Annotated in this window: 15 protein-coding genes; all 15 read left to right on the top strand. The window is 42.0% G+C overall.

The window, feature by feature from the left end:
- The first annotated feature begins 10 nt into the window (after positions 1–10).
- The 15 genes from AC3WS5_RS00365 to AC3WS5_RS00295 all read left to right on the top strand — a co-directional run bounded on the left by AC3WS5_RS00365 (position 11) and on the right by AC3WS5_RS00295 (position 22,959).
- On the top strand, positions 11–1,429 hold the full coding sequence (locus AC3WS5_RS00365) for a DUF5689 domain-containing protein (protein ID WP_492465198.1): 1,419 nt from the start codon (positions 11–13) through the stop codon (positions 1,427–1,429).
- 221 nt (positions 1,430–1,650) lie between these two features.
- Positions 1,651–2,010: a putative quinol monooxygenase gene (locus AC3WS5_RS00360; RefSeq protein ID WP_492465197.1), complete on the top strand. Its 360-nt coding sequence runs from the start codon at positions 1,651–1,653 to the stop codon at positions 2,008–2,010.
- Positions 2,011–2,093: 83 nt separating this feature from the next.
- On the top strand, positions 2,094–2,837 hold the full coding sequence (locus tag AC3WS5_RS00355; protein ID WP_492465196.1) for an SDR family NAD(P)-dependent oxidoreductase: 744 nt from the start codon (positions 2,094–2,096) through the stop codon (positions 2,835–2,837).
- A 31-nt stretch (positions 2,838–2,868) separates the two neighbouring features.
- On the top strand, positions 2,869–3,021 hold the full coding sequence (locus tag AC3WS5_RS00350; protein ID WP_492466459.1) for a RagB/SusD family nutrient uptake outer membrane protein: 153 nt from the start codon (positions 2,869–2,871) through the stop codon (positions 3,019–3,021).
- Between the two features lie 316 nt (positions 3,022–3,337).
- Positions 3,338–4,924, top strand: coding sequence for a sulfatase family protein (locus tag AC3WS5_RS00345; protein ID WP_492465195.1), 1,587 nt, complete (start codon positions 3,338–3,340; stop codon positions 4,922–4,924).
- Between the two features lie 287 nt (positions 4,925–5,211).
- Positions 5,212–5,718 carry an RNA polymerase sigma factor gene (locus AC3WS5_RS00340; RefSeq protein WP_492465194.1) on the top strand — a complete coding sequence of 169 codons (507 nt, stop codon included), beginning with the start codon at positions 5,212–5,214 and terminating at the stop codon, positions 5,716–5,718.
- 45 nt (positions 5,719–5,763) lie between these two features.
- Complete coding sequence (locus AC3WS5_RS00335) at positions 5,764–6,831, top strand: FecR family protein (protein ID WP_492465193.1); 1,068 nt, start codon at positions 5,764–5,766, stop codon at positions 6,829–6,831.
- Positions 6,832–6,841: 10 nt separating this feature from the next.
- Positions 6,842–9,913 carry a SusC/RagA family TonB-linked outer membrane protein gene (locus AC3WS5_RS00330; protein ID WP_492465192.1) on the top strand — a complete coding sequence of 1,024 codons (3,072 nt, stop codon included), beginning with the start codon at positions 6,842–6,844 and terminating at the stop codon, positions 9,911–9,913.
- Positions 9,914–9,928: 15 nt separating this feature from the next.
- Positions 9,929–11,407, top strand: coding sequence for a RagB/SusD family nutrient uptake outer membrane protein (locus AC3WS5_RS00325; RefSeq protein WP_492465191.1), 1,479 nt, complete (start codon positions 9,929–9,931; stop codon positions 11,405–11,407).
- Positions 11,408–11,446: 39 nt separating this feature from the next.
- A complete protein-coding gene (locus AC3WS5_RS00320; protein WP_492465190.1) occupies positions 11,447–14,047 on the top strand; it encodes an alkaline phosphatase family protein in 2,601 nt (866 codons plus the stop codon).
- 135 nt (positions 14,048–14,182) lie between these two features.
- On the top strand, positions 14,183–15,559 hold the full coding sequence (locus AC3WS5_RS00315) for a sulfatase family protein (protein WP_492465189.1): 1,377 nt from the start codon (positions 14,183–14,185) through the stop codon (positions 15,557–15,559).
- A 178-nt stretch (positions 15,560–15,737) separates the two neighbouring features.
- Positions 15,738–16,322, top strand: a complete 585-nt coding sequence (locus tag AC3WS5_RS00310; RefSeq protein ID WP_492465188.1) for an RNA polymerase sigma factor — start codon at positions 15,738–15,740, stop codon at positions 16,320–16,322.
- Between the two features lie 257 nt (positions 16,323–16,579).
- Entirely contained in the window at positions 16,580–17,755 is a 1,176-nt protein-coding gene (locus AC3WS5_RS00305) for a FecR family protein (RefSeq protein ID WP_492465187.1), read from the top strand.
- A 209-nt stretch (positions 17,756–17,964) separates the two neighbouring features.
- Positions 17,965–21,282 carry a TonB-dependent receptor gene (locus AC3WS5_RS00300; protein WP_492465186.1) on the top strand — a complete coding sequence of 1,106 codons (3,318 nt, stop codon included), beginning with the start codon at positions 17,965–17,967 and terminating at the stop codon, positions 21,280–21,282.
- A gap of 27 nt (positions 21,283–21,309) precedes the next feature.
- On the top strand, positions 21,310–22,959 hold the full coding sequence (locus tag AC3WS5_RS00295; protein WP_492465185.1) for a RagB/SusD family nutrient uptake outer membrane protein: 1,650 nt from the start codon (positions 21,310–21,312) through the stop codon (positions 22,957–22,959).
- Positions 22,960–23,001: the final 42 nt, after the last annotated feature.

The raw sequence follows: 23,001 nt of genomic DNA, 5'->3' as shown, positions 1-23,001 counted from the left end.
ATAGAAATATATGAACCCGAAACAAAAATATAATTTTCTTTTTCTTGCTTTGATGATGTTGGTAGCTGTTGCGGCCTGCAAGAAGGATGAAATGCCCAACCAGGACCCGCTTCTGATCAGCAATGTGAAAAACACGGCCATCAAAAAATTAAGGCAGTATAGTACCCCACAGGAAATAGCGCTGCCTGACAGCATTCAGATCAATGGGATTGTAATTTCCGACGCTGCGGCGAAAAATATAGAGGCCAATACCCTGGTTTTACAGGGAAACAAAGGAGATACAGCAGGCATCATCGTGAGTTTTGATGCACCACATAATTTTAAGCCAGGGGATGCCCTTGCCATTAATGCAGGTGGACAGAAACTGGTGCAGAAAAACGGAGAGCTTACGCTGAGCCAGGTGTCATTAAGCAGGGTTACCAAAAAAGGAGCGGGCTTGAATGTTACACCAATGAGTCCGCCGCTGCAGACAGTTTTAAACAATCCATCTGCTTATGCCGGCACCTTGGTGAGATTTTATGGCGGCGATTTTTTAAGCAATAAAAAATATAGTGGCACCATCCGTTATAATGAACAATACAGTACAGCCGGTATTGGGGTGAAGGTATTTCCCGGGGCAACTTTTGAAAACAGGCCAGCGCCGGATAGTGTAAGCATTATTACCGGTATCCTCAGAATGAATGGTACGGAACCCTATATTGCCGTGCGTGACACCACCGATGTATTAAATGCAGCCATTACCCGCTCGGTGTTAGAAGACTGGAGCAACATGAAAATAATTGTTAGCGGAAATAATGCCGGAATTGTTACACCAAACATTTATTATAACGGTGGATTTGTAACCCCGTTCCAGGAATATGGGGCAAGTGATGGTTTATGGGGATACCGTCCATCCTATGACGCGGATACTTCTTTCTCAAAAGGCACAAAACCGTTTCTGTATACATTCTCCGGTGTAAGCTGGAGACCTGCGACTATCGCTACCTTCGGCGGTAGTAAAATGGCAGGCGTAAAAGAGATCAGGGTTAGTTTTGCCGGTAGCAAAGTAGAAGGGGAGATAGCGTCTTACGTTAGCTGGAATGGAAGAAAATATAGTTTCTCCGTATATCCCTTTGATCCGGTGAAGGATTATTTTCAACTACGCCTGGGTTATGGCAATGTAGGTTTGGTATCTCCAAAATATGACGCGCCGGGTACAGAACATACCGTTGTATTTAAACTCCTAACTCCTGCCGAATGGATCAAAAAGATCAGGTATCCTAACGGCATGGTTACGTATTACGAACAGAAATGGGCTGACGAATATTTCAATACGCCAAATTTTACCCTGTATAATGCTTCTACCCGTGATAAAGACCTCCAGACAAATGGACGTTGGGGTAACATATTTGCGCCAATTGTGGTTACAAAGGTGGAGTATCTGTTCTAGAACGGGTAGTTTTACTACCTTTATTAGGCTAATTTTAAACGATTAGCTGGAAATGGTTTAGCGTGAAGGCTAACAAATGTGCGGGAAGGAGTCATATCAACCATCCATGAACATTTAACTGACAAACAAACCATAGTAACATGGCCGGATCTGTTTTTCAAAACCCACTTTGTTTCAGGCGGTCTCTTAAGGCTGCGCTGGCAATTATCCTCTTTTTTTGTATGAGCAATACTATCCATGCCCAGCAACGGGCAATGATGGCCCGTATCTCGGAAATTGAGATATACCCGCAACACCTGGAGGAATATAAAACAATACTAAAGCAGGAATCAGCCGCATCCGTAAAACTGGAAAAAGGCGTTGTCGCTATCTTCCCGATGTTTCAAAAGGAAAACCCGACGCAGGTGCGGATACTGGAAATCTATCAAAACAAAACTGCCTACCAGTCTCATTTAAAAACCAGCCATTTTCTGGAATACAAAACAACAACTCTGCGCATGGTCAAATCGCTAAAGCTTGTGGATATGGATGTGTTGGATTGGGAAACGGCATCGCTGATCTTTAAAAAGCTAAACAGGTAAAATATCTGCAATCAATTCAAAAAGCTGCCTAATGAAAAAGAAAGAAATCTTAACTTAGCAATCAACCCTGACGGTACTAAAATTTGGGGGTATTATATAATAATTTTGCGTCATCTAAAAATTTTGAAAAAATAATTTTGAAAAAGATAGCAATTATAACAGGCGCTGCAGGCAACCTGGGGCAAGCGGTAGCAAAGAAATTTATTGATGAAGGATACCATGTGATAGGAACCATCCTTAAGAAATCAGCCGCAACTAATTTTACGAAAAATGATTTTGAAGAAGTGTCACTGGATTTATTGAACGAAGAAAATGCTCAAAAGCTCGTACATGATGTTGTCGAAAAACGGGGTGCAATAAATGTGGCAGTTTTAACTGCCGGAGGTTTTACAATGGGAAACGTTTCTTCAACAAAAACCAGTGATATTTACAAACAATATCAGCTAAATTTTGAAACCGCCTACAATATGGCAAGGCCCATATTTACCCAAATGATGAAACAAGGTAGCGGTCGCCTTTTTTTAATTGGGTCGCGTGCAGGCTTAGAAGTATCAAAAGGAAAAGGAACTATTGCGTATGCTTTATCAAAGTCGCTGATCTTTCGTTTGGCAGAAATATTAAACGCAGAATCCAAGGGAAAAGACGTGGTAACAAGCGTAATCGTTCCCAGCATTATTGATACGCCTCAGAACCGGGAATCCATGCCGGAAGCAGATTTCAGCACGTGGGTAACGCCTGAGCAAATTGCCGGTGTCATTTCTTTTTATTCCGGTGATAAGGCTGCTGCATTAAGAGAGCCGGTAATAAAAATGTACCATCAATCATAGATGACTTTGTTGATTATTGATTTAGAAAGGGATTGAAACTCAAAAAATAAATGGCTATGTTCCAAATCCGGCTTTTGCCCCCAATGTTAAACTAAAATATGAGGACAAGTACGAATACTGGCCAATTCCCCAAACAGAAATTGACCGGAATGCGCCCGCGCTCATTCAAAACCCCGGTTATTGACGGTATTCGATCATCCTTCCTTAAAGTTTTAATTATTATTTACGCCCGGCAGTTGATGCCGGGCATTTTTTGGCGTGCCAGGGATAGTTATAAGCGATGGAGTATAAGCTCCGAATGAGCATTGTTAAGTATCCCACCAACAAAGCCATATTATTATTACCATGCAGACGAATTATTTTCGTGGTCATGTCAATCAGATGAAATCCCGGAGACAAATGTTTTCGCCTGCTGAGCAGTGGGAAAAAAACGACCTTTCTTAAAAGAGATGATGTGAACGGAACAATATCAGATAATTTTGGAAAAATTAATTTATCAGATGGCAATTGCTAAATTTAAAATACGGCTAACAATCATTTTTGCCCTCGTCTCGTTTGCTTCGTTTTCCCAGCGTCCCAATATCCTTTTCTGTATCGCTGATGATGCGTCGTACGAACATTTTGGGGCTAACGGCAGCAAATGGGTGAAAACCCCTGAGTTTGACCGGGTAGCGAAAGAAGGCTTGCTGTTTACAAATGCTTACACGCCTAATGCCAAATGTGCCCCATCGCGCGCAAGCGTTCTAATGGGCAGAAATTCATGGCAATTGGAGGAATTGGGTAACCACCTTGCCTATTGGCCAGCACGATACCTTACTGCCTGGGAGCGACTCGCCGCCAATGGTTATAAAGCAGGTTTTACAGGAAAGGGATGGGCTCCGGGTGTTGCGATGACTGTGAACGGCAAACCTCATCTTCTTACAGGTACTGGCTACCACGCTAAAAAGTTAATAGCGCCCACTTCAGGCATCAGCACCACAGACTATGCTGCCAATTTTGAAGATTTTTTGAACGACAGAAAAAATAATGAACCGTTTATTTTCTGGTTTGGAAGCCATGAGCCCCACCGGGAGTTTGAATACGGCTCTGGATTAAAAAGTGGAAAACAAACCCGCTCCATACCGTCTGTTTTTAAGTACTGGCCCGATACGGACAGTGTCCGCAATGATTTGCTCGATTATGCAGTTGAAGTGGAATATTTTGACCAAACTGTGGGGCGAATGATCGGCTTACTTGAGAAAAAAAGGTTGCTAAATAACACGATTATAGTTATTACATCGGACAACGGTATGGCCTTTCCACGGGTTAAAGGTCAGCAATACGAACAATCAAACCACATGCCCCTGGCCATCATGTGGAAAGATGGGATTAACAAACCGGGCCGCATAATAAAAGATTACGTGAGTTTTATTGATTTCGCACCCACGTTTTTTGAGGTCTCCGCCACCACTTCTCCTACCGACAAATACAACAAACCGCAGGGTCAAAGTTTACTGAATTTGCTTAAAACAGAAAAGCAGGGATGGGTGGAGACTAAAAGAGATCGTGTTTTGCTAGGACAGGAGCGCCATGATGTGGGCAGGCCAAACGAAGTGGGTTATCCGATCAGGTCCATTATCAAAGGTGGGTATATGTATATCCACAATTTCGAGCCCGGACGATGGCCGCAGGGGAACCCTGAAACAGGGTATTTGAATACCGACGGTGGGCCTGTGAAATCAGTCATATTGAATCAGAACCGGAAAAGTCCGACTTTAACCTACTACTGGAAGATGAATTTTGGAAAGAGGCCCCAGGAAGAGCTCTACCATCTTGCCACCGATTATTTATGTCTGAATAACCTCGCAGCCAATAAAAAATATCAACAAATAAAAACTTCTCTGAAAACGGAATTGTTTACTGCGCTAAAAGCACAAGGCGACCCCAGGATGTTTGGCAAAGGATATGTATTTGATATATATCCGCCGACCGAAGGATTGAATTTTTATAACCTGTTTTTGAACGGTGAAGCGCCGCCCACAAAATGGGTGAATAAAGAAGATTATGAAACCGACCCAAAAGTTCTCAGGTTAAATGATGATGAATGAGGCGCCTAAGCAGATACCTTGAAGAAATAGGTTAGGGGGACAGCTTCATTTAAACGAGATGATACAGCCGGTATGAAAAAGAGGATTGCTCATTTTTTTGTTAATTCGGTATAAAATATTGATCCTAAATAATTTATAAATTGTAAAATTATAAATGTCTTAACTGTCTTTGTAATAGATATAGTTTTTCGCTAACTTTAAGCCAATGTTTGTCTGGATATTATTTTAGTATTAACAAAACGAGATCAACAACTTTACTTTATTGCCACTTGTAATTTTAGTCCGTGATGGATAAGATCACTTCGAAAATAATTGTTGGAGACCATTCAGCCTTTACTGACTTTTATACTGAATGGGATAAGACTATTTTCAGCTTTTTTTACAACAAAACAAAATCTGTTGAAGAAGCTAAAGACCTTACTCAACAGACCTTTTTAAGCATCTGGAAATACAGGGAAACCCTCAAAGAAAGCATCCCCATCAAAGCGCAATTATTTCAAAAGGCCAAACAACTTTATATCGACTGGCTTCGTAAGGAAGTGGTAAAAAGGAGTAAACTGATAGCGCATGCGGAAGGACAAGTAGGTCCCGATGAGCATGACGAGACATCCGCCAAACTCGAAAAAATTAAATGGGCTACACAACAATTATCAACGAAGCACAAAAAAGTAGTCCTGCTGCACTATTTTGAAGGGTTATCTTATAAAGAGATTTCCGATATGCTTAATATCCCCATCCGAACGGTCGATTCCCGACTATACACAGCCCTCAAGATTATCAAAAAGTTAAGCTGAGTTTTTTTTAAGGGATTTTTTCTTCTTAGACGGTATTAGTTTTAGATGGAGCTAAATAGCGAAACAAAAGAAAAGATCAAACGATTCCTTGACAACCAGTGTGTCGATGTAAATGAAGCAAATGAAATTGCCGAGTTTCTTGCTGAACACCCGGAAATCCTGGATTCTTTGCTGGATATTGAAGAATATGTCGGCAAAGAGTCTCATCTGTATACAGATAAATTAAGTAGAAACATCCGAGGAAAAATCAGGTCGGTGGTAGAAAGAAGAACCCCGACTACGATCATAAGCATCGCTATAGCAGCCGCCGCGAGTGTGATTTTATTTTTCGGTGTTTCTGTTTGGCTAACTCCTTCTGCGCCGAAAACTGACCCAAATAATTTAGTCGGGAAGCTCACCATTGCTAATAACAGCGGAGTAGATTCCTCCTTCCTCCTGCCCGATGGATCAAGGGTTGTTTTATCAGGATCTTCCAAAATGGTCATTGGACAAGATTTTAAGCATGACCGTTACATTGTTTTGACGGGTAACGCAGTTTTTAAGGTTGCGAAAGATCCGGTTCATCCGTTCATCGTTGAAAGCGGAGCTATTAAGACCAAAGCAGTGGGCACCGAGTTTAAAGTCTCCATGCAAAATGCCGACCAAACAATACGGGTTACTTTACTGGAGGGTAAAGTCGTTGTTTTTCATCCCCGGTCCGCTCAACAATCAGAGACGTATCTGAAGGCGGGCGAAGAATTAATTTATGGAATTGAAGGCCGAACGACCAAAGTCAACGCATTGCAAAACAAAGAAGTCAGTTTGTCGGTTGCTGAAAAAGACGATAACAAGTTCTCGGGTTCGGCTCTTAACGAGCAAAAAACAAAAGCCATTAACGATTGGACCAATGAATCATATACTACGAGTAAGGCCTCTCTTATCGATGTATTTAATAAGATATCGAAGAGGTATAAAGTAGTGATTGTAATTGATACAGCGAGTATCAGAGATGTTCGGTTTACCGGAGAGATCATGTATAGCGATAGATTGGATGTCATTATCCCTACGCTCTGTAATCTCGCAAATCTCGACTATACTCAAAAAGGAGATTCAATTTTTGTTAAACCAAAATAATAATAAAAGTATGAAAAGGGTTTTATTTTATTTCACCTTCTTATTACTCCTGACGACAGCATTCAAAACAAAAGCCCAGGATGTGTCCTCGGTTCGGGGAAGAGTTTTATCCGAAGAGGGCATACCTGTTGTTTCAGCAAACGTTAACCTTAAATCGATCGAAGAAAATATTGACTTAAACGTAACTACCGACTCGACTGGTATTTTTGAGTTTCGCAAACTCAATGTGGGACGCAGGTATAACCTGTATTTTTCACACATTTCCTATGGAAGGGACTCTATTATAAATTTCGTCGTTAATAGGAACGAAATAAATAATGTCCTAATGAGGCTTAAGAAGGAAAAGTCCTCGTCCATGGATGAAGTGGTCGTTGTGGGATATAATAAAAAGCGACAATCCGAGCTTTCTTCATCCGTTTCGGTTGTAAGCGCTCAAAAGTTGCAGGATGGGGTTATGTCTGAAGATCTTGGAACAATGTTGCAGGGGAAAGTGCCGGGATTAGTCGTGTCAAATAGTAGCGGACATCCTGAAAGAAGCGCGAATATTGTCATTCGTGGTGTAGGTTCAATTGGTGCCGGTTATGCGCCATTGTACGTGGTTGATGGTATCATCGGTGGTACCGCAGCAACGAATGATATTGCATCGATTACTGTACTTAAAGATGCCGCTGCGACAGGCTTGTACGGATCAAGGGCAGCAAACGGCGTCATCATTATTACAACAAAAAGCGGTAGAAGCGGGAAGACAAAAGTTAACTATTCAGGTTCAACCGGGCTTTCCTATTATCAACGGGGCAACTTAAGAATGATGAATTCTGCGGAACTGTATGAAAACAGAAAGGAAGCCGCAAAGAACTATTATGATAACCAAATTAAAGCCAACAATCCGTCTTTTACGAACAGGACTTTTGAACAGTATCTCGAATCAGTAATTCCGGCATCCGTATTAAATACAAACAGCTATTGGCCAACACTACTCAATCGAACCGGCAATATTAATAAGCATTATCTTTCTGTATCTGGAGGCGATGCAAAAACGAACTTCTATCTCAGTGGTAACTTCTTTCAGGAAAAAGGAACCCTGGTAGGTGAGAAATTTACAGATTATAATTTAACGTCTAATATAAGCCATAAAATATCGGATAGAATCGGACTGACCTGGCGAATAAATGGCGGACTTGAGCGAAACCCCAATGATCCTCAATCGGCACAGGAAGCCGTGATGGTTCAGTCGGTAATCAATGTCCCATGGGATCCCGCCTATGAAAAAGAGGGTGTAACGCCCTACAACCCCTATACCTCAGGCCCCTGGTTTGGTAACAACAAGGCTAACTATTTTTACGATAGCCGGCATTATTCAGATAATACGCGGCGGATAAACCTCAACAGTAGTATTACCCTGAACGTTGACATAACGGATTGGCTGTCGTTCTCCACCGCAAATAGGGGAGGAATGATTGACAGAAAGCAAAGTCAGTTGCTGGATAAATTATATTTTGGTGCAAGTTTTGAAAATGGAAGGCTTACAGAATCAAATAATAAGGACTATTCATTTATTACCTCAAATTTATTGAGGATGCGCCGTGGTATTGGCAATAGTAATCTTGCCGCCATCTTGGGTCAGGAATATAATTACCTTTACTCATCAAATGTTACGGCCGTTGGTAATGATTTGCCCCTGGGTTTAGACGTGCTAAATGCCGCAGCAAGTGCAAAATCCGTTGCGGGCGCAAGGGATGAAACTGATTTCTTGTCTTATTTCGGTCAGGTAGATTATAGCTATCTTAATAAATATTTTGTCGTTGGGTCACTACGCAGAGATGCATCGTCTTTATTTGGGATTAATAATAAGTGGGGTACGTTTTATTCAATTGGGGCATCCTGGCTGGTAAATAAAGAAAATTTTTTGAAGGATGTCAAATGGCTTGATCTATTAAAAATACGGGGAAGTTATGGAACGACCGGGAACGCAAATATTTCTCCCTACCTGTCAATCGGCAGCTATAGTTTTTCCAGGACTAATACCTATAACGGGCTCTCAGGTGCAAGACCTGCAAGGTTGCGGAACCCCGATCTGACCTGGGAGACGGCATACACCACTAACCTAGGCATGGAGCTGTCCGTGTTATCGAGAGTAAGGCTTGAACTAGATTTTTACAACAGAGACAATAAGAATTTGCTTCAAAGTGTGCCCCTGCAGGCTACATCGGGTTTTGCAAGCCAACAACGAAATGTGGGTTCAGTCAGAAATCGTGGAGTGGATATAAACCTGACCACCTTAAATATAAACAGGGCTTTTAAATGGGAGACCAATTTTAATGTTAACCTGAATAAAAACACCGTACTTGGGTTAAACAATAGTCAGGACATTACAAGTGGTTCCATGCGCATTAGTGTTGGCAAACCATTACGATATTTTTACATGAAAGAATGGGCAGGGGTTGATGTTCAAACCGGCGCCCCATTGTGGGTAAGATGGGAGGATGAAAACGGAAAAATTATTCACGGTGCAGATAGAAAGGATCCGTCAAAAGTTTCGACGACTTCCAGTTATAATGACGCCAGCAATTTATTTATAAAGTCCGCTTATCCCAAATTCACCGGAGGGCTTTCCAATGATTTTTTTTACAAGAATTTCTCGCTGGGTATATTGTGTAATTTTGTAGTTGGGCAGACCATCTATTTTGGACAGAGAGAGGCAATTGATGATGATGGAACGGTGCTATCCAAAAATCAAATGGTCGCTTACAAAGATTGGATTCGCTGGCAAAAGCCAGGTGACGTTGCCACCCATCCACGTTTACTGCTCGGAGGCAACGCTAACTCAAACAGACCATCGTCCCGATACCTCGAAGATGCCAGTTATATCAGGATTCAAAACGTCACGCTTGGCTATAAAATCCCCAAAGTATTGTCGGGTGTATCTCTTTTCTTTCGTGTTGATAATCTGGCAGTATTTACTAAATACAGTGGGTCAGACCCGGATGTTAATATAGAATCTGCGGTTGCACAGCAGGATAAAGGATCCCTTAATTATGGGGCCTCAAGAAAATTCATCCTGGGCGCGAATATTAATCTTTAATCCAAAACATTTACAATGAAAGCGAATAAATATATCACGATCCTACTTTTAATATGCCTGATATCTTCAGCGGGTTGCAAAAAACAATATTTTCCATCCGATGAATTATCAGACGAACAAATAAGTACCTCCCCGTCGTCTCTCTCCACTTTAACAATCGGCGTATATAGTCGCCTGAAAGATCCTAATTATTCAAGACTCAGGCATTTCCTGCAGGAATTACCGGGTGATGATCTGGCCTGGTGTAAAAGTAGCGGAGATAACATCCAAAATGCCTACAATTATAACCGACTGGTGAATTCTACTGCGTGCGTTCAGTTTTGGAGACAAGCTTATTACGGAATTTTTCAGGCCAATAAGATTATTGAGAATATTAAGGATGATGCGCCGAAGGCCCAGTTGCAATTAAAAGGGGAGGCGCTTTTTTTAAGGGCCTTGATGCATTATGATCTTGTACGCATTTTTGCAAGACCATACTCGCAGTCTCCGCAGACTAATTTAGGTGTTATAGTGATGGATAGTTCCGCGAAATCCGGACTAATAGCAAGAAGTACGGTAAAACAAACCTACGATTTTATCGTTTCGGACTTATTAAAAGCTTCAAACTTGATGACTGTTTCCAAGTCTAATATCTTTGCATCCAAAGAAGCTGCCTTCGCCATGTTATCGCGCATGTATCTTTATATGGAGCAAAATGATAAAGCTATTGAATATGCTGATAAAGTTTTGTCATCTAACAAGTTTAAGTTGCTGACTACGGAGCAACTGCCGAACTATTATAAGTCTTCACCCGAAAGTAATCCTGAAACGATTTTTGCGATAAAATATATTTCGAGTGAAAATCTGGGGAAAAATGGAATTGGTTCTTTATACTGTCGGGAAGGATGGGGTGAGATTTACGTTTCGGAAACATTGAAAAAATTGATTTATAAGAACGCTGCGGATGTCAGAATCAAGTATATCGATCCGAATTATGTACTGGATGCTTCCGGGAACAAGATTGTTGATCCGGCTGAGCCGTCAGGATATAAAGTTGCCAAGAGGTCAAACTATCCGATGTACTATAGCCTGAAATATACCTTACAGGACAATACACCACTGTTGTATTCACCAGTGGTTATCAGATTGGCGGAAATGTATCTTAATAAGGCAGAAGCATTTGCAAAGACGCCTGGTCAGGAAGCTAAAGCCATTGAAATGGTTAACATCATCAGACAGCGGGCGGGATTAAGCGATCAATTGTTTTCGGTAGATAATTTAAGAGGATACACTTCGGTTTTGGATGCGGTGCTGGATGAAAGAAGGCTTGAATTAGCCTGGGAAGGCCAGCGGTCCTTTGATGTTTTCAGAAATAACAGGGTGTTGGATAGAAGCTTTACGTTAAGTGAAGGATGGTCTGGTCCAAGGTCAGTGTCGCCAAATTCCCCGTTAATTGTGCCGTTTATACCTGAAGCTGAAATTAATCTCAATCCTGCACTAGTGCAGAACCCGTAGGAATTATTCAATGGTTTAAATGATCTAAAAGACATGTCGATGAAATGCTCTCAATTCAGTATATTTTCACTCCTGCTCATAGTGGGTTGTACCACAGGTAATGTTTCAAAGGCGCAATCCATCAAAACAAAAGAAGTATCTAAAAGTCTTACGAGGCAAAATGTAGGCTTGCAAAAGGATGGGTCGTATGTTGTCCCAACTTCACAGTTTGTTCAGCCGGTTGGTACTACCATCGATTTTCCCGGTAGGCCAAAAGATATGGCATTCAACTCTGATGAATCTGTGCTGGCAGTCAAGAATTCTGATGGGATCATCTTTTTTAGTGCTAAAGAAAGGAAGGTTATCCAACAACTCTACTTACCCAAACAAAATTCGGGGGGTGGACTGGGGACCAGCTTTATGGGCATTGTCTGGGAGGCGGGAGACAGGAAAATCTGGATTACGGATGCTCATGGTTATTTGCGATCGGCCGAAAAAGATGGAGATGGTTTGTTTAAATGGAAGGACGAAATTTTTGTAAGTGGTTTCGATAAGAAGAGTTCATATTTGACAGGCTTTCATCTCGATGAAAAAAACGGGATGATTTACGTGGCGTCAAATCGAAATAATACTTTGATGATTGTAAATCTAAAGACGTCAAAGATTGAAGCGCAGATTCCCGTTGGGGTAGCTCCTTACGCTGTTTTAGTAAAAGGCCACAAGGCCTACGTTTCAAATTGGGGGGGCAGGCATCCAAAAGGATCTGATTTGTCGGCTCTCAGTTCTGGTTCATTGGTGGCTATTAATAAAAAGAACGGCGTTGCCGCCTCAGGAACGGTGTCGGTTGTGGATCTGGCTAATAGGAGAGAAGTGAAGGAAATTGAAGTAGGGCTTCATCCGGGTCCAATGGTATTCTCAAAAGACCAGTCTTTACTCTATGTTGCAAATGCTAACAGCGATTCAATTTCAGAGATTGATACCCGGGGTGATAAATTAGTGAGGTCTTTTAGTGTAAAACCGATGAAGGGGCTGCCGTTTGGTTCAGCGCCTGATGCGCTGGCTATCTCTCCGGATGGAAAGACGCTTTACTCAGCAAATGCGGGTGATAATCTTATAGCCGTGATTAATTTGTTGAATCATCAGGTGATCGGATTGATTCCAACGGGATGGTATCCCGGTTCTGTTGCAATATCGCGCCGCGGGCAAAGCATGGTGGTTGGAAACATGAAGGGTGTGGGTATCCAAAAGTTTGATCAGAAAGAAAAGGGGTACAACGTGCTCGATCAGTTAGGTTCCGTTTCATTCATCGATCTCTCCAAAGACTCACTTGAAGATTATACGGTTCGTGCCGGGAAGAACCTGAGGTTACCCAAGATCAACGAAGCGTTTAATTTATCGAAAGTAAAAGAAAAATGGGTTCCCGTTCCGACGCAGCCTGGAGAAAAATCATTCATTAAGCACGTTATATATATTATTAAAGAGAATAGAACGTACGACCAGGTGTTTGGAGACCTGCCTCAGGGTAATGGCGATAGCAGTCTCTGTATGTACGGGAGAAATATCACACCCAACCAGCATAAGTTAGCCGAAGAATTTGTGCTGCTTGATAATACATACTGTAATGGTTTAAAAAGCGCAGAGGGGCACAATTGGGCGAGCCAGGGGTACGTTACCGACTACCTGGAAAAAATGTATCCTTCTTTTGTCAGGAGTTATCCCTGGAACGGCGGGGACGCCATTAACTATTCGCCATCAGGATTCATATGGGACTATGTGCTGGCCGCCGGTTTACGCTTCAGGACTTATGGTGAGTTTGTTTTTGATGAGATTGTGCCGGCAAACTCGACCTGGACCGATATTTACAAGGATTATCTTTCGGGTGCTCATAAAATTAAAATCATTGCAACACCGACGGTCCATACACTCAAAAACCATTATTGCCCATCATATACCGGAGGCCCCAGAGAAATAAACGATCAGTACAAGGCAGATGTCTTCATCAAGGAGTTAAGGCAGTTTGAAAAAACGGATTCTTTTCCTCATTTGATGATGGTATCATTACCCAATAATCATACCTCTGGTACGCAGCCCGGCTTTCCTACGCCGGAGGCAATGGTTGCAGATAATGATTTGGCGCTTGGCCGGATTGTGGAAGCGGTTAGCAACAGCAAATTCTGGAAAGAAACGGCTATCTTAGTTATTGAGGACGATCCGCAGTTCGGATTTGATCACGTAAACGGCCATCGTACCATTTCATTGTGCATAAGTCCGTATACAAAACGGAACGCGGTGGTCAGTACGAACTACAATCAGAACAGTTTGCTCCGTACCATCCAGTTAATTTTGGGATTGCCGCCGATGACGTATTTTGATCTGTTGGCCAATCCAATGACCGATTGTTTTACGAGCAATCCAAATTTTGCGCCTTATAAAAGTGTGCCCAATAATATTCCGCTTGACAGAATGAATCCGCCGTTATCGGCATTAAAAGGGAAACAATTATATTGGGCAAAAAAGTCGTTGGAATTGAATTTAAAAGAAAATGACGATTTAAGTGAGAAAGACGAAATTACACTGAATAAGATTCTGTGGCATCATGCGAAAGGTTATCAGACACCTTACCCGCATAGCGACGAATATGGTCGAATGTTAATCAAATAAATGAATTAATTTTATTGGCATATCATTTTTTGTATTTCAGGTAGTTTTGTTGGGCTAAGTGATCGACTTGTATGCGTGATGTTGGGAGGACTTTCCCTATCTTGATCATGTTTTTGCGATTTAAAAGAATGCAGGATGTTTAATAGTATTAAAATTGCGCTGGCTTGTTTTTGTTGTGTGGTGATAGTTCTTTCTTCAACGGCACAACAAACTAAGACCAATCAACCAAACATCATATGGGTCATAACGGAAGATATCAGTCCTGAGCTCGGTTGTTACGGGGATCCGTATGTTAAGACGCCTAATCTCGACAAGCTTGCTTCTGAAGGTCGTCTTTATACAAAAATGTTTTCAACGGCTCCCGTATGTTCTCCAAGTCGCTCGGCTATGATAACGGCCATGTACCAGACAACCATAGGCGCTCATAATCATCGTAGCCACCGGGACGACAATTATCATCTTCCGGCTCCTGTGAAGCCAATCACGGAGTATTTAAGGCAGGCCGGCTATTACACGAGTAACGGGACATTGCACGCGGGGGGATTGATTAAAGGGAAGGGTAAAACAGATTATAACTTTGTATTAGATAAGGAGCCTTTTGACGGGGTTGACTGGTCGACCCGAAAACCGGGACAGCCCTTCTTCGCGGAGGTGATGATTCAGGTCACCCATCGTGGTCCCGTGTGGTACAAGGAGGTGCAGGAACACCAACCTCAAATAAATCCGGATATCTTAAAACTACCGCCTTATTATCCCGACCATCCGGTAGCCAGGAGGGACTGGGCGAACTATCTGGAGTCGATTCAACTGATGGACAGCTATGTGGGCGGTTTGGTCAAACGCCTGAAAGACGAGAACTTGGATCAAAATACTGTGTTGATCTTTAACAGTGACCATGGTCGCTGTATGGTACGGGACAAGCAGTTTTTGTATGACGGGGGTATCAGGATCCCGTGTATTATTCGATGGCCCGGGAAAATGGAACCGGGATCGATAGACGATGATCTGCACAGTTCCATTGATATATCGGCGACTGTCTTAGCCATTGCGGGGGTTGATGTACCGTCTTATATAGAAGGTCGTCCCTTTATTGGAAAAGCAGTAAGAAAGAGGCAATATATAATAGCCGCACGCGATCGTATGGATGAAACGGTAGATAAAATGCGGGCTGTGAGGGACGACCGGTTTAAATACATAAAAAATTACTACCCTGAGAGGCCTTACATGCAGCCCAATAAATATAAGGAGACGGAGTATCCCGTTTGGAATTTGCTGAAAGAGCTAAAAGCAGATGGAGAGCTTACTCCAGCGCAGGCTCTGTTTACGGCTGACACGAAACCGGCTGAAGAATTATACGATATTGTGAAAGACCCCTTTGAGTTGAATAACCTTGCCGGCAAAGCTCAATACACAAAGGAGCTGAAAAGGATGCGGGATATTTTAAATAATTGGATAAGAAAAACCGGCGACAAAGGTCAGATACCCGAAGAAAAGATTTGGTTGCCTAAGTAGTTATATCTGATTATTACAGGCGAAAATGGCGCAAAGGCCATTATCATTTTTGAAATTGAGCCGTAAAGTATTTGACTGAAGCGGATGAAAATCGAGCGTGCCGTTGAGAAAAAATGGAATTGGTTGGTATTTAAAAGTTCCTAACTTTGAAAGACATTAACGTTTTCTAGACCGTATTGTGATTAATCATCAGATATACCGGGAGGAGGAAGTGATTGCCCTTGTCATTCAGGGGGATGAGGATGCCTTTGCTACATTCTATCATCATTACAAAAACAGGATTTATGGACTTGCCCTTAAGCTCACTCATTCGACTTCGATTGCAGAAGAGATTGTGCAGGATGTGTTTCTAAAAATATGGATGAAGCGGGCTGATCTGATGCAAGTCGAAAATCTACAGGCTTATCTCTTTACCATCGCACGCAATGACGTTTACAGAGTAATGAAACAAATCGCCAGGAACTATCAGCATGTTTTACATAAAGAAAACGAAGTTCTTACTGAAAATAGTTCTGAACAATATGTGATGGAAAAGGAATATTCCACCTTGCTACGCAAGGCAGTTGACCGGCTGCCACATCAGCAAAAGCAGGTTTATACACTCATAAAGGAGCAAGGATTGAAGCGGGAAGAAGCTGCAGTTTTTCTGAATTTACATCCTGAGACCGTTAAGTCTCATCTTGCGCAGGCAATGAAAAACGTTCGGAATTTTTGTTTGCTTCATTTACACATTGTCATTGGAGTGATGATCATTCTGAGCTGACCTATTTTAGAGGTTGATGTAAAACCTTGAATAACAGGACAGAAGCACCCGCGGGAAATTGGTGGCGTATTTCCCGGAGAGGGAAGATGCTGTCAGTTCAGGAGAACCGTAAAACAATTGCCTTGAAGTATGCGCTTATCTCCTTGCAAATGTTCAACCCTGATCAAAAAAATAATTTTCCGACTAACTCACCCATCGCCTCTGGTTAGGCACTCTTATTTATGAACTGCTGGCTTGTAGTGTAAATAATAAGACATATGGATCAATCGCGTGTAGAATATTTGTTTGAATGTTTCGTGGCTGGCAGATGTTCTTTGGTAGAAGAGAAGGAGTTCATGGCCTTAATAAGTTTACCTGAAAATGAGGATATAGTCCGTTCTCTAATAGACAAGGCTATTCATGAAGAAACGGGTACGGAAATGCCGGAAGGTAAGGCTGCTACTATCTTACGGGATATTCTGGATACGGGAAAAGGCCGGATCGTTCCAATCAAACGATCCTGGAGGCCTCAGTGGATGAAGATTGCCGCAGTTGCGATCCTGTTTCTTGCTGGCGCCGGTTATTGGTATGTCAACACAAAGAATGAGGATGGCAAATCAAGAAGTGTAACAACCGAAATTGTACAGGAAAAGCAGGCGAAAATTTTGCCGGGCGGCAATCATGCGGTTCTTACTATGGGTGATGGAACCAGGATCATTTTAGATAGCGTCGACAATGGAAGAATTCGGGAAGGTAATTTGAATATCACTAAGGAAGACGGACTTCTGGTTTTTGCACACACGCCCGCTTCAGCAGCGGAAATTTCTTATAGCACGCTCTCTACGCCGAGAGGTGGCAGTTATAAAGTGGTTTTGCCTGATGGCAGCGAAGTTTGGCTGAATGCATCTTCTTCACTCCGCTTCCCCACAGCCTTTCGGGGTCATCAGCGTGAGGTGGAGCTGATGGGTGAGGCCTATTTTGAAGTAACAAAGAATAAGGCAAAGCCATTTCACGTGAAGGTAGGAGAGATGACGATTAATGTTCTGGGAACGCATTTTAATGTGAACGCTTACGCGGATGAGAGTTCCATAAAGACGAGTTTGCTTGAAGGCAGTGTAAATATAACAAGAGGAAGCGTGAGTGGATTATTAAGACCGGGGCAGCAGGCAATCCTGGCAAAAAACAAAGAGAAGGTTGAGATAAAAGATGCGGATTTGGAAGAAGTGATGGCATGGAAAAATGGGTTGTTTCAGTTTGATGGGGCAGATTTAAAAAGTATCATGAATCAGATCGGCCGTTGGTATGATGTGACTATCGTCTACTCAGGCGACGTGCCGGTCAGGAGATTCGAAGGGAAGATAAGCCGGGATGCTCAATTATCGGACGTGCTGCGCATATTAGAACTGAGTAATGTAAAATTCAGATTGGAAGGGAGGAAAATTATCGTCGAATAACGATCGCAGGCCGTTAACGAGTCTATGCTATCAAGCCTTGTAGCAGAAAAGTAAAAAACCAGCAATGTTCGCGGCATCGCTGGTTGAAAGGCTAAATATTGTCTGTTGAACAAAATTTATCACCTAAAAATCAAGTCAAAATTATGGTTTTAACGAGAAGTTGCCAAATTAGATCTGAGGGATCACCAAAAGCCAAAATAGGGATGATTATGAAGTTAACAATTGCATTATTGTTATTTTTTACTCTCCAGGCGAACGCCGATGGCTATGCTCAAAGAATTACTATTGTGAAAAGCAATGTTCGTTTAGCAGAGGTTTTTAAGTTAATCGAGCGACAATCCGGCTATCATTTCTTTTACGACAAGGTGCTGCTTAAAAACACCCGCCCCATTGATATTGCCATCAGAAGCGCAACATTAGACGAGGCACTATCAGCATGTTTGAATGGACAGGGTCTGACTTATTCTCTGGTGAGGAATACGATAGTGATTAGGGCTAGGGAGATATCGTTTGGCAGGGTTCAAACGATTTCACATATAGACATTCCGATCGTAGTCGCCAATATTGTTCAGGGGAGAGTAACCAATTCAAAGGGAGAGCCATTGGTGGGTGTCAGTGTTACCATCAAGGGATCGAACATTGGTACATCAACGGATGGAAACGGAAATTATTCTATCGATGTTCCCATGAATGGGACGCTGGTATTTTCTTATGTGGGATTTGCAACGAAAGAAATGCCGGTTAACGGCCGGTCGTCGCTACTAGTCGTGTTGGAGGAGACAGTATCTGCGTTGGACAAGATCGTGGTGGTAGGATATGGAACCAAAAAGAAAGGAGAAGTTACTGGCTCAATAGCTTCTATTAACAATGATGACCTCGTAAAAAATCGTACTACGAATTTGGTAAAGGGTTTACAAGGTACGGTGCCTGGTTTAATTATAAAAGATGCCGGGGGAGCGCCTGGCAGAGAAGATGCAACAATACTTATCAGAGGGACTCACACCCTGGGAGATAATAGTCCGTTATTTGTTGTTGATGGTGTCCCTCAAAAAAGTATAACGCAATTATCCCCGTATGACATTGAAGAAGTCAGTGTGTTGAAAGACGCTTCTGCTGCCATTTACGGGGCACAGGCAGCAAATGGGGTTATTATAGTAACAACCAAAAGAGGCAGTCAGGGGAAAACCAGATTGCAAATTAACTCAAGTTATGGTGTTAATTCTTTAACCCGGGATCCCAAACTGATGGATTCCTGGCAATACGCAACCTACCGAAATGAAGCGTTTGCGCGTCGTGGATTACCATTGCCTTTTAGTAAAGAAGATCTGGAAAAATATAAGAGTGGTTCTGATCCGTTAACCCATCCAAATACTAATTGGTATGACGCTGCTTTTAAAAAGTACGCCCATACAAGCGATCACAATATAAATGTTTCAGGGGGAAGTGAGAAAGTCAGATTTTTTCTTAGCGGGAGCTATCATGAAGAAGGGACAAACTATTCGTCAAATGATGGGTACTATCGTAGATATCAGTTAAGGAGCAATGTGGATGCCCAGATCAACAAATATTTGAAATTGGGAGCTGATATCAGTCTTAGAATGGAGGCAAACCGTCAACCTCCCGCTGGAATTGTCGGTATAACTCATAGAGCCTGGTTTAACTATCCAACAGAGGTAGCTCGCTTCCCAAATGGCCTCCCTGGCACTGTTCATGAAGACGGGAATACTACGGTGATCAATAGCTTTGAAACGGGTTATGATGAACAGATAGCGAGAATAGTACAACCCCGATTGTCTTTTGATTTAAATATGGATTGGATCACTAAAGGGTTGCAGCTTATCGGGTACGCTTCTTTTAATTATAATTTGGGCGAAAGTACTCTTTTCCAAAAGCCTGTAACGACCTATAAATATAATCCTGCTACCGGAGAATATGTAGGACACCAGACTTTATACCCGGGAGGAGGTCATGTGAGCCTTAACAAATCCAGCAGCGTATCCAGTGATTACTTATATCATACAAGGTTAGCATATAGCAGAAGGTTTGGCGATCATGGTGTCAGTGCTTTTGCAGCTTATGAACAAGATGAAACGAGATACCAGGTAACGAGCGCCGGCAGAAGAGATTTATTTAGTGAGAATAAAATCGAATTATTTGCCGGACAGGAAGATGGGCGTACTGTTGGCGGTAGTACCTCGGAAGGTGGCAGGGTAAATTATTTTGGAACCTTCTCTTATGATTACAAGAGAAAATATCTGGTAGATTTTACAATAAGAAATGATGGGTCATTCAATTTCCCGCCAGAACGCAGGTTTGGCGTATTCCCAGGTATGAGCGCAGCGTGGAATATTTCGAAGGAACCCTTTATGGCTGAGATAAATAGGACAGTAAATAATTTAAAATTAAGATTTTCCTATGGTAAAATGGGCAATGATCGGATACCCAATTATCAATACGTATCCAAATATACAACGGGTACTTTTGCCATTTTTGGTACAGGGAGTACCTATAATCCGGCAATATCTATTGCAAACATACCGAATCCAAATATTACGTGGGAGACATCAAATATGTTGAACTCTGGTCTTGATGCAACCTTCTTAAACAACAGATTAAGTATCACAATGGATTATTTTAAGGAAAAAAGAAGGGGAATTTTGATTACGCGCTCTCTATCGGTGCCACTTTATACGGCAATGGCTTTACCTCCTGAGAATCTGGGTAAAGTGGATAACTGGGGAGTGGAATTTAGCGCGAACTATGCAGATAATGCCGGAGATTTTAATTATCGAATTGGAGGCAATTTCACTTTCAATCGTAGCAAGATCGTCTATATGGACGAACCAAAGAATGTTCCATGGTACCAGAGACAAGAGGGGCATCCGGTCAATTCTTTCCTTGCTTATGAATCGGGGGGACTTTTTAGATCTCAGGCAGAAGTAGATAATTATCCGCACCTGGGTGGTACATTACCGGGAGATATAAAGTATTTGGATATAAATGGGGATGGCAAAATTACCAACGCTGACCGAAAAAGGTTCTATAACAGTTCAACCCCTGAAATTCAGGCCGGATTAAATGCTTCTTTAAGTTATAAGGGATTTGATCTGTTTGCATTGTTTCAGGGACAGACTAACGCAACAACGGTACTAAGATTTAATGATGATGGAACAAAGCCTGTAGAACTATTTACCGACAGATGGACAGAAGAAAATAAAGATGCTAAAATGCCGCGGGCCATGCAGGGGCGTTCTCCGCAGAATCTCTTATCAACCTTTAACTTTATAGATGCTTCTTATATCAGGCTGAAAAATCTGGAATTAGGCTACAATTTGTCTTCAGGTTTAGTGTCAAAGACAGTGTTCCAGGAGTTCCGTATTTTCTTACGGGCACGAAATCTGTGGACTTTGGATCACGTAAAGATTTTTGACCCCGAAGTCCCTCTTGCGCCGGACGAGCGAGGCAGTAGAGCAAGATATTACCCTCAATTAGTTACGTATTCCGTAGGAGTAAACATCACACTGTAAAATTGTAACCTATTAAAATTAATTGAAATGAAACAAATCAATATACTATTTCTTATTGTTTTGCTAATTGGAGCCGGATGCCAAAAACAAGTTTTGGACAAACCCCCGAGAGATTTCTTCACAGAAGCGGATGTCTGGAATGACTTTGGGCTCATAAAACAGTTTGAGAACCGGATTTACGAGGGTTTGGGCTCATGGGGTGTGGGAGATGCTGGTAATATTATGTTGGCGTCTTACAGTGATGAAGCGATGTCCGCAGAAAATCTCAATGACGCTTATAATATCAATGTCGGGAATATTTCCCCGGATGCGACGGGGGCATTCGGAAATATCTGGACACTGAGATATCAGTATATCCGAATGGCTAATATCTTTTTATCGAAAATAGATGAAGTAAAATTGGGTTCCGCCGAAGAAAGGAATGTATTGAAAGGTGAGGTAAAGTTTCTCAGGGCAAAAATGTATTTTGATTTAATACAAAATTTCGGAGGAGTTCCACTTATTACTAAAGTCTTTAAGTTGAACGACGAATTTCAGGTACCCAGGGATGGGTATCAACCACTGGTTGATTGGATTGTTAAGGAATTAGACGAAGCAACGGGATTAGTTCCTTTATCAAGGCCCGCAGATAAATGGGGCAGGATCACTAAAGGGATATGCCTGGGTACAAAGGCGGAAGTACTGCTTCACGCAAACAGTAAGCTTCATAAGCCAACTTCAGATCCTAAGGGTAAGTTGTTTAGTTATGATAAGAATACATGGCGGGATTGTGCTGATGCAGCGAAAGCAGTAATCGACATGCCCATGTATGAACTTCAGAAAGTTGAGACATCGAAAGATTATGCGAATATTTTTCTTCGTCCAAATTCCGAGATAATATTTGCCAGAGTTTATTCGACTGAATTTCAAGCAGGTGGTAGACTCAACGAGGTGAATGGCCCCCCAAGGTTAGGAGGTTGGATGGAGACTCAGGCTCTCCAGGGTTTAGTTGATGATTATGAAATGGCAAACGGGAAAAGCATTTCTGATGCCGGCTCTGGTTATGATCCGTCTCCGGAAACAATCTATAGCAACCGTGATTTACGGTTTGATGCAAATATTAATCATCGCGGAAGTGTATGGAAAAATGTGGCATGGGAACTTGTACATCCGGATGGGTATGATGTGAATCTAAAGTTTACGACGACTGGGTATCCCGTCAGGAAATTTCTCGATGAAACACTGTTGATAAATAATATGAGTGCTATTTGGTCCCGGCTAAGACTGGCAACCATTTACCTTGTTTATGCTGAAGCTCAATATCAGTTGGGAAATGAAGCCGAGGCTAGAAAATATGTTAATAAGGTGCGTAACAGAGTTCATTTACCTGATATCAGTTCTTCTGGTGACCAGCTTTTTAAGGATATACAGCATGAGCGGAGAATAGAATTGTGTTTTGAGGGTTACAGGTTTTATGATGTGCGCCGGTGGATGATTGCTATGGAGACCGAAAACAAACCGGCAGTAGGTATAAATTGGAAAAAGTTAGATCAAAATGGCAAATTGGCTCCAAATGGTCAATTGACTTACAGCTTTGATGTTTTCCAAAAAAGGGTGTTCAAGCCTAACTTCTATTATTTACCGATACCCAGGAGTGAAATGGAGAAGACTGATCTTGAACAAAACCCCGGATATTAGCTGTCTCCCAAATTGAAATTGGATGGTTTGGGGAGCTGTCAG

The sequence above is a fragment of the Niabella sp. CPT15-335-S11 genome (assembly GCF_058792415.1).
The sequence above is the reverse complement of the archived record's forward strand: the minus strand, read 5'-3'. Positions and strand labels throughout refer to the sequence as shown.